This window comes from Mucilaginibacter sp., from assembly GCF_965277465.1.
Taxonomy (GTDB): domain Bacteria; phylum Bacteroidota; class Bacteroidia; order Sphingobacteriales; family Sphingobacteriaceae; genus Mucilaginibacter.
In genome coordinates this window covers 1,444,323-1,458,375 of the sequence record NZ_CBDICW010000002.1, presented here as the reverse complement: position 1 = coordinate 1,458,375, position 14,053 = coordinate 1,444,323, and the positions used below count along the sequence as shown (strand labels likewise).

10 protein-coding genes are annotated in these 14,053 nt (G+C 40.7%); 2 read left to right on the top strand and 8 right to left on the bottom strand.

The genetic code is table 11. The features are described from left to right. Window positions 1–83 precede the first annotated feature (83 nt). From guaB to ACQY4U_RS18840, 3 genes are all read right to left on the bottom strand, one after another. On the bottom strand, window positions 84–1,553 hold the full coding sequence (gene guaB / locus ACQY4U_RS18850) for an IMP dehydrogenase (RefSeq protein ID WP_428331007.1): 1,470 nt from the start codon (window positions 1,551–1,553) through the stop codon (window positions 84–86). Between the two features lie 173 nt (window positions 1,554–1,726). Continuing rightward, window positions 1,727–3,007: a M16 family metallopeptidase gene (locus tag ACQY4U_RS18845; protein ID WP_428331006.1), complete on the bottom strand. Its 1,281-nt coding sequence runs from the start codon at window positions 3,005–3,007 to the stop codon at window positions 1,727–1,729. Window positions 3,008–3,113: 106 nt separating this feature from the next. Next, the gene (locus tag ACQY4U_RS18840; protein WP_428331005.1) at window positions 3,114–4,358 is read right to left on the bottom strand and encodes a M16 family metallopeptidase; all 1,245 of its coding nucleotides are present in this window, start codon (window positions 4,356–4,358) and stop codon (window positions 3,114–3,116) included. Window positions 4,359–4,501: 143 nt separating this feature from the next. Between ACQY4U_RS18840 and ACQY4U_RS18835 the strand changes: the two genes are divergently transcribed. Further along, window positions 4,502–5,053 (top strand): hypothetical protein, encoded by a 552-nt coding sequence (locus ACQY4U_RS18835; RefSeq protein ID WP_428331004.1) that lies wholly within the window; start codon window positions 4,502–4,504, stop codon window positions 5,051–5,053. Between the two features lie 6 nt (window positions 5,054–5,059). On the opposite strand, the gene ACQY4U_RS18830 is transcribed toward ACQY4U_RS18835, so the two are convergent. Both ACQY4U_RS18830 and clpB read right to left on the bottom strand, forming a co-directional pair. Continuing rightward, complete coding sequence (locus ACQY4U_RS18830) at window positions 5,060–5,404, bottom strand: phosphoribosylpyrophosphate synthetase (protein WP_428331003.1); 345 nt, start codon at window positions 5,402–5,404, stop codon at window positions 5,060–5,062. 174 nt (window positions 5,405–5,578) lie between these two features. After that, window positions 5,579–8,197: an ATP-dependent chaperone ClpB gene (clpB, locus tag ACQY4U_RS18825; protein WP_428331002.1), complete on the bottom strand. Its 2,619-nt coding sequence runs from the start codon at window positions 8,195–8,197 to the stop codon at window positions 5,579–5,581. 308 nt (window positions 8,198–8,505) lie between these two features. Between clpB and ACQY4U_RS18820 the strand changes: the two genes are divergently transcribed. Next, window positions 8,506–9,840 (top strand): sensor histidine kinase, encoded by a 1,335-nt coding sequence (locus tag ACQY4U_RS18820; RefSeq protein ID WP_428331001.1) that lies wholly within the window; start codon window positions 8,506–8,508, stop codon window positions 9,838–9,840. A gap of 3 nt (window positions 9,841–9,843) precedes the next feature. Here ACQY4U_RS18820 and ACQY4U_RS18815 read toward each other — a convergent pair whose 3' ends face one another. The 3 genes from ACQY4U_RS18815 to ACQY4U_RS18805 all read right to left on the bottom strand — a co-directional run bounded on the left by ACQY4U_RS18815 (window position 9,844) and on the right by ACQY4U_RS18805 (window position 13,920). Then, window positions 9,844–10,266 (bottom strand): hypothetical protein, encoded by a 423-nt coding sequence (locus tag ACQY4U_RS18815; protein ID WP_428331000.1) that lies wholly within the window; start codon window positions 10,264–10,266, stop codon window positions 9,844–9,846. A 69-nt stretch (window positions 10,267–10,335) separates the two neighbouring features. Beyond that, window positions 10,336–11,043, bottom strand: a complete 708-nt coding sequence (locus ACQY4U_RS18810; protein WP_428330999.1) for a dienelactone hydrolase family protein — start codon at window positions 11,041–11,043, stop codon at window positions 10,336–10,338. Between the two features lie 42 nt (window positions 11,044–11,085). Next, entirely contained in the window at window positions 11,086–13,920 is a 2,835-nt protein-coding gene (locus tag ACQY4U_RS18805) for a hypothetical protein (RefSeq protein WP_428330998.1), read from the bottom strand. Window positions 13,921–14,053 lie beyond the last annotated feature (133 nt).

The following is a 14,053-nucleotide window of genomic DNA, read 5'->3' as shown; positions in this document are numbered from 1 at the left end:
CAAAACAGCGGCATTTTTAGGTGCCGCTGCTTTATATTTTGAGGGGAAGTAACTGCTTGGAATTAGTTAAGCAGATATTGATGTTAACGTGAGTAGTTAGGGGCTTCTTTAGTTATGGTAATATCATGCGGATGGCTTTCGCGCATTCCGGCTGCTGTGATACGTACAAATTTTGCTTTTTGCAAGTCCTCAATAGTAGCGGCACCGCAATAATGCATCCCTGCACGTAAACCGCCCATATACTGGTAAATTACTTCGGCCAAATTACCTTTAAAAGGTACACGGCCAACAATACCCTCAGGAACCAGCTTAGTTACCACATCTGTTTCATCCTGAAAGTAACGATCCTTTGAACCTTTTGCCATGGCATCAACAGATCCCATTCCGCGGTATGATTTGAATTTACGGCCTTCGTATATAATCGTTTCGCCGGGCGATTCTTCAACCCCAGCAAATAATGAACCTGCCATAATTGAACTTGCACCGGCTGCTATAGCCTTAACAATATCGCCCGTTTGTTTAATACCACCATCAGCAATAACCGGAACTCCCCTGCCCTCTAAAGCCTTTGCACATTCATAAACAGCAAACAGTTGCGGTACACCAACACCTGCTACAATACGCGTAGTACAAATTGAACCCGGACCAATACCAACTTTAACTGCATCGGCACCTGCATCGGCAAGTGCAATTGCAGCCTCAGCAGTGGCTATGTTACCGGCTATTACCTGCAAATCAGGAAATATGGCCTTTACACTTTTAACCATATCAATAACTCCTTTGGAGTGGCCATGTGCAGTATCAACTACCACCACATCAACCCCGGCAGCTACCAATGCTTTAACCCGGTCAATGTTATCGGCAGCAACTCCAACAGCAGCACCAACACGTAACCGGCCAAATTCGTCTTTACAGGCACTTGGAAAGTTTTTGAATTTTTGGATATCCTTAAAGGTGATTAAACCACACAATATGCCATCCTTATCTACAACAGGTAATTTTTCAATTTTATGATTTTGAAGGATCTCTTCGGCTTGCAAAAGAGTTGTTCCCTGTGGTGCTATGATCAGGTTTTCTTTGGTCATCACTTCGCTTACCGGGCGGTTCATTTCCTTCTGGAAACGAAGATCGCGGTTGGTTATGATCCCTTTTAATTTACGATCGCCGTCAATAACCGGGATACCACCTATCCTGAACTCTCTCATTATTTTAACCGCATCAGTAACCGTTGCAGACTCGTGCAGCGTTACCGGATCCTGGATCATGCCGCTTTCAGAACGCTTTACTTTGCGTACCTCATCAGCTTGCTCCTGTACCGTCATATTTTTATGCAGAATACCTAAGCCACCAGCTTGTGCAATAGCTATTGCCAATGATGATTCAGTAACCGTATCCATAGCGGCAGACAGGATAGGAATATTTATTTTGATTTTTTTGGTGAGATATGAGCTGGTGTCAACATCGCGCGGTAAAACTTCAGAGTAAGCCGGGAGTAGTAAAACGTCGTCGTAAGTTAATCCTTCGGCAACAAATTTATTGGAGTCTAATTGCATAGCAAATAATGTAATTGGAGTTATTATTTGCCGGGCAAAGCTACCATTTTATTTCGGATTCCGAAAGCCCGCCTCTGAAATTATCTGTATAAACACACCTAAAGCAATAAAAATTGCCATTTAATGATAATTAACAAAATATTCAGAACCAAACTTCCGGCTCCTTTTGCAGCTTAATATTTTCCTACTATCACTTTATAAAACTGATCAAAGTTTAAATACTTATTGGCGAGTTCCATTAATTGGGTTGAAGTTGCTGTTTTTACGGCGTTCACATAACGGTCGTAATAATCGTAATCCAAATTAGCAAAGTAAAGGTTCTTGAACTTATCGGCATGCGAAAAAACATTTTCAAGGCTGCCTAATAATGATCCAAGCATATAATTACGCACCAAAAGCAATTCATCTTCGGGGATCAGTTCGGTTTGCAAGCGGTTCAGTTCCTTTTCAATTTCGGTTATCGCTGCCTTGCATACATCTGCACCTACTTCGGTGGCTATAAAAATGGCTCCGCTGTATTTTAACGAGCTCATGCCCGAGCCGATACCATAGGTGTAACCTTTATCCTCACGAATATTAGCCATTAGCCTTGAGCCAAAGTAGCCTCCAAAAACAGTATTAAGCACTTGCAGGTACGGAAAATCAGGATGGTGACGGTTAACAGTCCTTACCCCCATACGGATAGCCGACTGTAAAGCATCTTTCTTTTCAACAAAATAAAAATGCTCATCTGCCGATATTAATTCAGGCTGGGTGGTATCTGAAGGTACGGAATGATTTGTCCAGTCTTTATCAAAGGCTGCTGTAATCATTTCTAATATCTCGGGCTCAATTTTACCCGCAATAACCATAGTACAGTTTGATGGCTGGTACATTTGCTTATAATGCGCCAGCATATCGTTACGGTGCAGGGTGTTATAAGTTTCGGCAACGGCACCCAAACCATACAGGGTATTACCGTAAAGTGCCTTATTAAAGGCACGGCGGGCCACAAAATCATTTTTCTGGTCGCTTACCTGTAGCTTTTGTTTTTGATTGCGGATAAACGTTTCCAGTTCCTTTTCCGGGAAGATGGAATCTGTCAGAATATCTTTTATTACAGGGAGTGTATGGTGCAAATGCTTATTTAAACTGTAAAGCGTTACCAACGATTGATCATATCCATAATCAACCTGCAAAAATGCACCGTAAAAATCAACCTTATCGGCTATTTGCGCAGCGGTAAGTGTAGTTGTTCCTTCGGCAAGCATGGTATTTACGGCCACATTAAGCAATGGTTTGGCCGGGTCAAAACGCTGGTTGCCAAAAATCCATTCAATACGTACCAATTCCTGGTCGCCGGAGTTAAAGCAAAAAACATTACAGCCATTAGCTAACTTTTGATGGGCCGGCCTTAACAGGTTTATATTATCTATCGCCCTAAATTCGGGGGCTGTCTTTCTTTCTAACGTCATTTGATTATTAGTCTGAATCTGATCTTCCGGTAATTAACCACCGCAGTATCTTTATGAAATTTTATTACTTGCCGCTATTAGGCCTTCAATCTGTATTAGCTCAAATTCAGACCGCTTTCTCGGCCAGGTAAACCAGCGTCGATGAGTTATCTTTTCTGAAAAGCTGGTTAGCCAATGCTTTTATTTGCTCGGCTGTAACTTCCAGGTATTTGCCGGTTTCGGTATTCAGCAAATCGGCATCGCCTAATAATTCGAACTGGGCCAGGTTCATGGCTTTATCAAGTAATGACATTTCCGAAAATATCATGGTTGATTCCGTTTTGTTCTTAACCTTTGTCAGTTCATCAGCCGGGATAAGTTCAGTTTTTAAACGCTCCATTTCTTCCCACATAGCGGCTTCGGCCATTTCAATGGTGATATTTTCAAGTGGTTTACCTTCAAAAGCAAATATGCCTTTATCTAAACTACCTGTCATATAAGCATGTACTTCGCTGAAGATCTGTTTTTCTTTAACCAAATTACGGTACAAGCGTGATGAATTACCACGTGAAAGAATATCAGACATCAGCTCAGCTACGTAATAGCTCTCGTCCAAACGGTCTTCCATCTGGAAAGCGATATACACATCGTTAAGCGGCACTTTTGCGGTAAAAGTTAAACGGCGTTCTTCGTGTTGCTCAGGCTCCTGTGGTAAGTTGCGTACATATTTTTCGCCGGCAGGTATAGGGCCAAACCATTTTTCGGCAAGCAGCTTAACATCTTCTGTTTTAATATCGCCGCCAACAACCATAATGGCATTTTGTGGTGTGTAGTGCTTTTTAAAGAATGCCTTTACATCTTCCATCTTAGCATCTTCAATATGCTTTATCTCTTTACCTATGGTTGCCCACTGGTATGGGTGATGCTTGTATACCATTGGTCTTAGCTTAAGCCACACATCGCCATAAGGCTGGTTAAGGTATCGTTGTTTAAACTCCTCAATCACCACGTTGCGCTGAACATCCAGGCTTTTTTTGCTGAACGCGAGGCTAAGCATCCGGTCGCTCTCTAACCAAAAGGCGGTTTCGATATTGGCAGATGGCAGGGTAATGTAGTAGTTAGTAATATCGTTGCTGGTAAAGGCATTATTTTCGCCCCCTACCCTTTGCAGCGGCTGATCATAATCAGGAATATTTACCGATCCGCCGAACATCAGGTGCTCAAATAAATGGGCAAAACCAGTTTGTTCGGGGTTTTCGTCGCGGGCGCCAACATCATATAAAATATTCAGCACCGCCATAGGTGTGGTATTGTCTTCGTGCACAATAACACGCAGACCGTTATCTAATATAAACCGGTTGAATTTAACCATTTGTAAACTTTCAATTAAAACTGAGCAAAGGTAGAATATTTGTTGAATGAGGGGCAGTTTTGCACCACCGAATACCTAAAGTTGCAGTAATTTGATGTAAATAAGTGCCTTGATTTGAACAACAGGTTTTAATATCTTTAAAAATGATTACCAGCGAAGGGCTCATTAAACAAATATCAAGTACCATTGGTAAAACTAAGGTGCTTGAATTGAGCCTAATATTAAAGGAGCAAAACTTTACCTTGCGCGACCTGATTGACCTTACATTTTATGCCGATAAAAACATTGCCTTCCGCGCTGCATGGATCTTAGAAAACTTATTTCTTAAAGAGCCTGAACTTTATGAGGCTGATCTTGACTATTTAATAGTGCGGATTAAAGATGTTAAATACGCCAGTTGCCAAAGGCACTATGCCAAAATATGGATGCATATTACAGAAGCTAAAACAAACGAAGCAATAAAGAAAAAACTAAAAAGTGCCGACCTTGAACCTGTGGTAGAAAAATGTTTTGACTGGCTGATTGATCCCAAAGTAAAAGCAGCGGTTAAGGTTTTTGCTGCCGACACGCTTTTTAATCTCAAAGACCGCTACCCATGGATAACTGAAGAGCTTGAAAACCAGGTAAAGTTTTTAATGAAGACAGGTTCCGCAGCTATTCAGTTTCGAGGTAAAAAGCTATTAAGTTTAATTTAGCAGTGGCTATTCGGTCGGCTTATCTTCTCTTTTTAAATTATCACTCACCTGGTAATGGTGAAGCTTGGCCTCAATAGCCGATTCGCTGGTATTGGCATAGGCACCAAATGCATTGATTAACACCCCTTTTATATTATATTTTTCAGAACTAACAGCATAAATGATTGAATTATCATCAGGATTACTTGCACCTTCAAAACGATAAAATTCATCTATATCAAAATCATCAGCTGCCATCTGGATCTTTTTTCCCTTATCATCAACTGTATCACCCTCTAAACTTAAATTTTCGGTATATCCTCTTTTCATCAAATCGTTAGTGGCTTCCACTAAATTATTATATGTTCTCATGGCGATGTTATAGTTATAATATAGTTCAATTACTATAAATATATAACCATAAAACCACCCGGTTGTTTGTTGTAATATTTATGAAGCCCGCTCCGGCAAAAAAATATCCTTCACTTGAAAACAACAAAGGCCACCCGCAGGCAGCCTTTGTTTCTATATGATGGAGTTGTTATATTATTTGGCAATGGCATCCTTAGCGCTGGCTTCATTCAAAAACACAAAGTTGTTATCAAACATATCCAGTTTAATGGTGCTGTCTTTATTCACCTTATCAGCAAGGATCTGTTTTGAAAGCTCATTAAGGATCTTTTTCTGAATTACCCTTTTCAATGGCCTTGCGCCAAACTGTGGATCATAGCCTAATTGTGCCAGCCAGTCTAAAGCTTCTTCTGTCGCTTCCATAGTAATACCCATTTCTGCAAGTGTTTGCTGTACCTGTTTAAACTGTAAGCGAACAATGTCTGTTATCTCATCGCGGCTGAGCGGTGTAAACATAATGATCTCGTCAATACGGTTCAAAAACTCAGGGCGGATGGTTTTTCTGAGCAGATCAAACAACTGGTTTTTGGTTTTTGCAATCACCTCGTCCCTGTTATTATCTTCCAGCTCCTGAAAATTATCCATTATCAGGCTTGAGCCGATGTTTGATGTCATGATGATGATGGTGTTTTTAAAATTCACCACCCGGCCTTTATTATCAGTTAAACGGCCATCATCCAAAACCTGCAGCAATATGTTAAATACATCCGGATGCGCTTTTTCAATCTCATCCAACAATACCACACTGTATGGTTTACGGCGAACGGCTTCAGTTAACTGGCCGCCTTCATCATAACCTACGTAGCCCGGAGGCGCTCCTATCAACCTTGAAACTGCATGGCGTTCCTGGTATTCAGACATATCAATACGCACCAGTGCGGCTTCATCATTAAACAGGTATTCGGCCAATGCTTTAGCCAACTCTGTTTTACCAACGCCCGTTGTACCTAAAAATATAAATGAACCTATTGGCTTGCGTTTATCCTGCAAACCAGCACGGCTGCGGCGTATAGCATCGCTTATGGCTTCAATGGCTTCTTCCTGCCCCGCTACACGTTTGTGCAGTTCAGCTTCCAGGTTAAGCAGCTTTTCACGCTCGCTCTGGATCATTTTTGATACCGGGATCCCTGTCCACCTTGATACTACACCAGCAATATCATCGGCAGTAACCTCTTCCTTCAGCATGCGGCTGTCGCTTTGGTTATCAAGCAGGGCAGTTTTTAATTGTTCAACTTCCTGCTGTGCCTTTACTATAGTGCCGTAGCGTAATTCTGCTACTTTACCATAATCACCTGCACGTTCGGCCTGTTCAGCCTCAAGCTTGTAATTTTCTATCTGTTCAACTTTTTGGTTAATGCCATCAACAAGGTCTTTTTCACCCTGCCATTTGGCACGTAAGGAATCGCGCTCGGCAGATAGGTTGGCTATCTCTTCGCTCAGTTCCTTTACCTTTCTATCATCTTTTTCGCGTTTAATAGCTTCGCGCTCAATTTCAAGCTGCATTATGCGGCGCTCCAATTCATCCACCACTTCGGGAACTGAATCCATTTCCAAACGGAGTTTGGACGCTGCTTCGTCCATTAAATCAATGGCTTTATCAGGCAAAAATCTGTCTGATATATACCGCTGCGACATTTCTACCGCCGCAATGATAGCCTCATCTTTTATCCTTACCTTATGGTGTGTTTCGTAGCGTTCTTTTAATCCCCTTAAAATAGAAATCGCATCAGCCGTATCAGGTTCCCCAACCAACACCATCTGGAAACGGCGCTCAAGGGCTTTATCCTTCTCTACATATTTCTGATACTCGTTAAGGGTGGTTGCACCAATGGCCCTTAATTCGCCACGGGCAAGTGCCGGCTTTAAAATATTAGCCGCATCCATTGCGCCTTCGCCACCACCTGCGCCCACCAATGTGTGGATCTCATCAATAAATAGGATGATCTCGCCATCGGCCTGGGTAACTTCTTTTATAACGGCTTTTAAGCGTTCTTCAAACTCCCCTTTATATTTAGCACCGGCAATAAGGGCGCCCATATCTAAAGAGTAAACTGTTTTTGTTTTTAAGCTTTCGGGCACATCGCCTTTTATAATCCGGAAGGCAATACCTTCGGCAATGGCAGTTTTACCAACACCGGGCTCACCAACCAATATGGGGTTGTTTTTGGTACGGCGTGATAGTATCTGGATAACGCGCCTTATCTCTTCATCACGGCCAATAACCGGGTCGAGCTTGCCCGATTCGGCGTACTCGTTTAAGTTACGGGCATATTTATTTAAGGCGTTGTAAGTAGCCTCGGCATTTTGATCAGTTACTTTATTGTCGCCACGTAAACTAACAATGGCTTTTTTAAGGTCCTTTTCATTTACGCCATAATCTTTTAATGCGGTACTGGTTTTGTCGTTAACTGCTAAAATACCTAACAGGATGTGCTCAACTGATACAAATTCGTCCTTAAATTCTTTAAGATATGCCTGCGCTTTTTGCAAAGCCGAATTTGCATTTGATGATAAATAGCCATTTGCGCCGCTAACTTTAGGAAATGAAGCGATCTGCTCATCGAGCGTTGTATTAAGGCGGTTAATATTTACATTAAGTTTTTTTAACAGGTAGGTTATAACGTTTTCATCAACCGTTAACAACCCTTTAAGCAGATGCGCATTTTCAATGGCCTGCTGCTGGTTGCCGGCTGCTATCTCCGAAGCTTTTTGAACTGCCTCCTGAGCTTTTATGGTAAAATTGTTAAAATTCATAGTTTTTGTTTTGATTAGCCGACCGGGTAGACGGACTGAAATAAATTATTCACCTCTTACTCAATTTCCAACTTCACACTAAACCAACCACACAATTTAGTTCATCCGCCGCCTACTCAATCAACAATGTTATCTAATCAAATCACCTGCCAACGGGTTAAACATGCTAAAGTGGCGTTATAAAACAAAACGACCGGTCGTTTTGACACCATTACTGTTATCCAATAAACCAATATCATAAAATCAATATAACCACTTCTTAGTAGTTCATTAAAAAACACCTATTTTTACCTCTGCAATAACCATACGTGAAACAAAATTTTTTTAGAAACCTGCCGGAAAAAAACAAAATTGCATACCGCAATCATTACACGGGGCAAAACTTGTTATCGGTGCGGATAGCAAGTGCTATTTTTTTAGTTTTGAACCTGGTTATCAGGATCCTTTATATGATATTCCCGGTAAGCCTTACCAAGGCCGAAAACTTCCCGGAGTTTGATCTTACCAATTGGATTTTTATTATCTCATCATTTGTTATTTACCTTTTCAGTAACCTGTTGATACAGCAGTACCAGCGTACACAAAAAGCAACTGCCATAATGTCCCTGTTTGTGTTTACGTTTTCTATTTACATTGTTTTTTGTGGGATGTATTCCAGCTTTATTGCCAATGCAAATCCACGGAGCGCATTAACACTGTACCTTATTGCCTTAACCATAGTTAGCGTATTGTTTGTTTTTGAATACTATGAAACTATATTACTAATTATTGCTGCAGAGTTTTTGTTCACTTCGCTTTTAATAACCTACCATATTGACCCTACCGAAGTAATTTACCATCAATTGGTATCTATAATGGTTTTAGGTGGATTTTATTTGATCTCGAGATATTTTTTCAACTACAAATCCAATTACTATATGCAGGTGATTGAGATAAGGGAGAAGAACCTGGAGATTGAACGGGGTAGCGAATTTAAAAGCCAGTTGCTGGGTACCGTTGCCCACGACCTGCGAAACCCCATTGCAGCCGTTGAAACTTTGGCCATGATGATGGAAATGGACGAAATTGATGAAGACACGCAGGATACGCTGAACCTGATGAAGGCATCATGTGTTAAGGCACGTACCATAATTGATGATCTGCTTGAATCTGCACGTAATGAAAACACCAGCGGCTTTGAAACCCATAAAACCGAACTAAATAAGTTTTTACAGCATAACATTGATGTTTGGAAGATACAAAAGGCAGCTAAAAATAACATAGAGCTGTTTAGCTATGTTAACCCGGCAAATGTTAATATTAACGAGGAAAAATTTACAAGGGTAATTGATAACCTGATAGGTAATGCTTTAAAATTCTCAAAAGAAAGCAGCAAGATCGAAATATTTTTGACCAGGGATAGCGGTAAAATAATTATAGACCTGAGAGATCATGGGATGGGTATATCCAAAGATATGCTTCCTTTTATTTTCAATCCATTTTCAAAAGCTGGCAGGCCAGGTTTAAGAGGGGAACAATCAACAGGCTTAGGGCTAAGTATTGTAAAACAGATAATTGAAAAGCATAAAGGCACTATTGATGTGGAAAGCGAAGAAAGTTTGGGCTCAACTTTCCGAATAATTTTACCTGAGGCGAGGGATTAGTTGCTAAAGATCAATCCCGTTAACATCCTTAACTACTTTAAAATCGGCACCAAAGGTAAACCTGCAGGTATCTGTTTTAATAGCGCCTTGTTTGTTTTTACCCTTATATATCAGGCTTACATCATAACCTATTACTTTTTTAGAGAAGGTTTTGATCTTACTATCCAAAACTGCCGATACTTTTGCAGCCTCTGCCGGCTTATTTTCACTGATCAAACTATCACGGGAATACTTAAGGTCTACATATTCGCGGCTATCGTAAAAGGATGTAAAAATGGTATCCGGTTTTAAAAACTTAACGGTATCAATAAAGGCTCCTTTTGCAAGCTGGGTTTTTAAATATTCAACAGCCGCTGGCTTATATTTAGTGCGCGAGCAACCAAAGCAGCACAATACCAAAACACAGGCAAGTAATTTCCTTTTCATACGGTCAAAAATATAATAATATTATGAACTATGCTTAATCAGTAATTACAAGCCTGTGTTTGTTAAATTTTAACGCATATTGTTTTTAAAAAAAGCAAGTGTTAAAGCCCATGCTTCCTTGGTTGCTTTTTCATTATAGCTTGGTCTTTCATCACAAGAAAAACCATGGTCGGCATATGATATTTTAACGTTGATATAATCCTTACCCGCATCATCCATAGCTTTTATAACGGTATCGATCTGATCCTGCCCAATATGCTTATCAAGCCCTCCCCAAAAAAACAAGTGACTGCCGTTAATATCAACCGCTTTATCGGCCAATGCTGCAGTACCACCACCGTAATAGCTTACTGCTGCGTTTAAAGGCAATACTGCATTAGCCAAAAAGGATACGCGCCCACCCATACAATAACCAATACTGAAAATATTGCCTGGATTAACCAGCTCATGATGCTTTAGCCAATGGTAAGCAGCTTTCAAATCCGCCCCACTACCTTCGTTTGTTAACGCATTACAATGCGGTGCAATGGCACCAAAGTCGGCATAATCACCTTCTAAATAAGGAGGTGCCGTACGGTGAAAAAGCTCGGGTGCTATCACTACATATCCTTGGGCTGCAAAACTATCGGCCACGTTGCGGATATGATGGTTTACTCCAAAAGCTTCCTGCAATAATATCAATCCGGGTGCATTTTTGCCAACCGCATCTTTAGGTATGGCAGTGTAAGCTTCCATATCGGTGCCATCGGCTACTTTAAGATTAACGTATTTTTCCATTTCAATTTAACATTTGATTAAGTACTAAGTTTTATACATAATTTAAAAAATGGTTACCGGCACAATCAGCTCAAAGCGGCTATGCCCGCTTCCGCCAAAAACATCCTGATCAATCAGGTAGCTATACCTAAATCCAAACGTAATGGATGTTTGGTTAAAAAATTTGGTGTCGAAATAGAGTTCGGCACCGGTAGACCTGAAGGTACCTTTAAACTGGGCTCCATTTGTAAGAAAATCAGTGGCGCGGGTATAATCATAAAAAGCGTTACCACGCAAACGCAGCAGGTAAAAGCTATTTGCAAAACCTGCATCAGGGTAGGCTATAGGAAAATGATAGTTGGCCCCTATCTTATTCATATCGTGCAGGTTTTCGGACTCATAGCCTCTTGAAAAAGGGAAATCATTTGAAAAACTGATCACATTACTTTTATCTTTTTGCTGATGAGCCGCTGTTATTACAAAGCTTTGGTTAACAAATAAACCCGGGAAATAAAATGCGCCCGATGCCAAAAACTGATTAGCACTTAAACCAGATATGGCCGATTTATAATTCAATGTAATACTTTGCCCTAACATGGGGTAAATGTTTTGCCTGGCCTGCTGTATGCTATTGCTAAAGTTGATGTAGTTATTACTGTAAGTATATGATCTATCGGCAAACGTGCTTTGATAAGCCTGCTGAAAATGGGTTTGCGAATAAACCAGATCGCTGCCCACCTGTAAATTGGTTAAATGCTTCCCTTCCGAAAAGTTGAGCGGCAGCTCCAATCCGCCATGAATTTGGGTTTCGTTCCAGTAAACATTACTGCCCTTATAATATCCTTTACGGTCAATGGTGTAATCAGCCCCAGCAGATAGATAAGGAAAAAATGCTCCGTATATTGCATCAAATCCAAACTGCTTATACCCTTCGTTGCGGTTATAGTTAAAGGAGATATTGGTTTGAAATGTATTCAGCACATTTTCGCCGGCTATTGAAAGCTCATAGTTGGGATCGTTAAAATTGGGGATCAGGCTATGAAAGTTAAATAAATGGTACGATTTGGGGTATTTACTTACAGCAAGCGGTTTATCAATCACATCGGCCAGCAGGTTGGTTGATGAATCTCTTTTTAGCGCAGATATCCTCATATCAGGTAAACCACCGGGAATTGCAGTTTCAATTTCACTCCATTTTAAGTCTTTTTTGTCGGCTTCATTTACCTGGTAACCATAGGCAGTAAAGCCAACCCATGCTAACCTTTTATCACTTACAGTGGCCTGGTAACTACCAATTGAGCGGTTTTGATCAAACGCAATTAATTCATAAATCTTACCGGTTTTTAAACTCAGGGCAAATAAGCGATCATTAATACCCGAGGTTGCCGAAAAATAAACCGTATCATTTTTCAAAACAGGAAATACAATCGGCTGATAGGAGAACGGTAACAAATATTTATTTGCCCCGGTTTTAATATCTGTTAAGGCTATTGACATTTTACCTGCAGGGCTTCTAACCGCTGAGATCAGTTGGCTATCCCCGTAAAATTTGGGATAAGTATAGTACAGTTTATCTTTGTTAGGGATAATTGCAATCAGCCGGCCATCAGCTACATTTAATAAATGAATGGCGCTTTTCCCCGTCGAAGCTTCTTCTACCGTGGCTATTGTTTTACCATCATCACTAAAAGATGGCGAAAAATATTTGGTTCTGCTGGTGATCCTTTTTTCTTTGCCGGTATTAATATCCAGCACTACCAATTCACTGTAGTTCCTGTATGCCCAGCGCACATCAGGGTGGTAAATGCTGTAAACTATCTTTTGATCGTGATAAGCAAAATAATTATCCAGTGATACCCCTCTAACGCTGATCTTTCTTTCTACCCCTCCGCTTTTGATCACAAATACAGGGAGATGATCATAGGTGCTTTTCATATAGATCAGCGTGGTATCATTAATATAATTTGGGTATTCCCGGTCGGCATCAAAATGCTGAGGTTTATTGGTTATCGCTTTGTTAATAGACCTGTTTATAGCTTCATCCGCACTAAATTGTTTTTTGAAATAACTGAGCCCCTCATTTCTGAACTTTACAAAATCCTGGCCCGAATACTTTTTTATTGCCCTTTGCAGGGGATAAAAGCCACCCTTGTAGGCTACTGCGTCGTGCGTAACGTTTTTCCAGAATGCATCACCATATTTTTCTCGCCCGTAAGCTACCAGCATATATCCCAAAGGATACCAATCGGGTGTGTAATCAAGGTATGATCCATTACGGATCTTCATATAGCTGTAATTCTTATCAGCCAACCATAATCCACGGAAACCGTCAAAGAAAAAAGGCAAGCGCCCCCTGCCCTGTTCACTTACATGGGTTTCGTTAAAAACGGCGTCGCCCTCAAAAAACCAATCTGGTACGGATAGCTCATTACCCAATGCCTGTCCGCCTTCGCCAAAAACAACTTTCAACACATGCGAAAAGCCGACATTAAAATTATTATACTGCTGCACATGCCTAAACTCGTGGATAGCCAACTGTTCGTGCCAGGGCAGACTGCCTATATCAAAACTATTTTGCTCGGGAGTAAGGAAAAACTCGCTGCGAAACGGGGCAAGCCCTACATAGGCATTAGCTACCGTAGTTTGGTTTTGCAGCACAATACTGATCTGCTTTTGTTTAAAGCCTATGGTGGGCTGTATAACACCATTCATTTGCTGAACAATGTTGGCCACCTTAAGCGCCGCTGAATCCAAACCATTTGGAAATATTACTTTGGCTGCCGGGGTATTTATCTGTTTCCATTTAATGGATGGCGGGTTGCCGCCAAACTCCTGGGCCCTGCATATGGTTGCAGTAAGTATAAGCAGTATAATAAGCAGTTTGCAGCAACGGTTCATTTAGGGTGAAAGTAAGTACAATTTATGAAATGTATAAATGGCAATTGATACAATTACGGGTTTTTGAGCATCAACGTTTTATATTCAAAATTCTTATTTTGCAATAAACAAAGTATGTGCAAAATCAAAAACA

Coding starts and splice junctions, on each gene's coding strand:
- ACQY4U_RS18840 (WP_428331005.1), bottom strand. CDS start 4,358: ATGGTTAAATTCAACCGGTTTATATTAGATAACGGTCTGCGTGTTATT.
- guaB (WP_428331007.1), bottom strand. CDS start 1,553: ATGCAATTAGACTCCAATAAATTTGTTGCCGAAGGATTAACTTACGAC.
- ACQY4U_RS18835 (WP_428331004.1), top strand. CDS start 4,502: ATGATTACCAGCGAAGGGCTCATTAAACAAATATCAAGTACCATTGGT.
- clpB (WP_428331002.1), bottom strand. CDS start 8,197: ATGAATTTTAACAATTTTACCATAAAAGCTCAGGAGGCAGTTCAAAAA.
- ACQY4U_RS18830 (WP_428331003.1), bottom strand. CDS start 5,404: ATGAGAACATATAATAATTTAGTGGAAGCCACTAACGATTTGATGAAA.
- ACQY4U_RS18805 (WP_428330998.1), bottom strand. CDS start 13,920: ATGAACCGTTGCTGCAAACTGCTTATTATACTGCTTATACTTACTGCA.
- ACQY4U_RS18815 (WP_428331000.1), bottom strand. CDS start 10,266: ATGAAAAGGAAATTACTTGCCTGTGTTTTGGTATTGTGCTGCTTTGGT.
- ACQY4U_RS18845 (WP_428331006.1), bottom strand. CDS start 3,007: ATGACGTTAGAAAGAAAGACAGCCCCCGAATTTAGGGCGATAGATAAT.
- ACQY4U_RS18810 (WP_428330999.1), bottom strand. CDS start 11,043: ATGGAAAAATACGTTAATCTTAAAGTAGCCGATGGCACCGATATGGAA.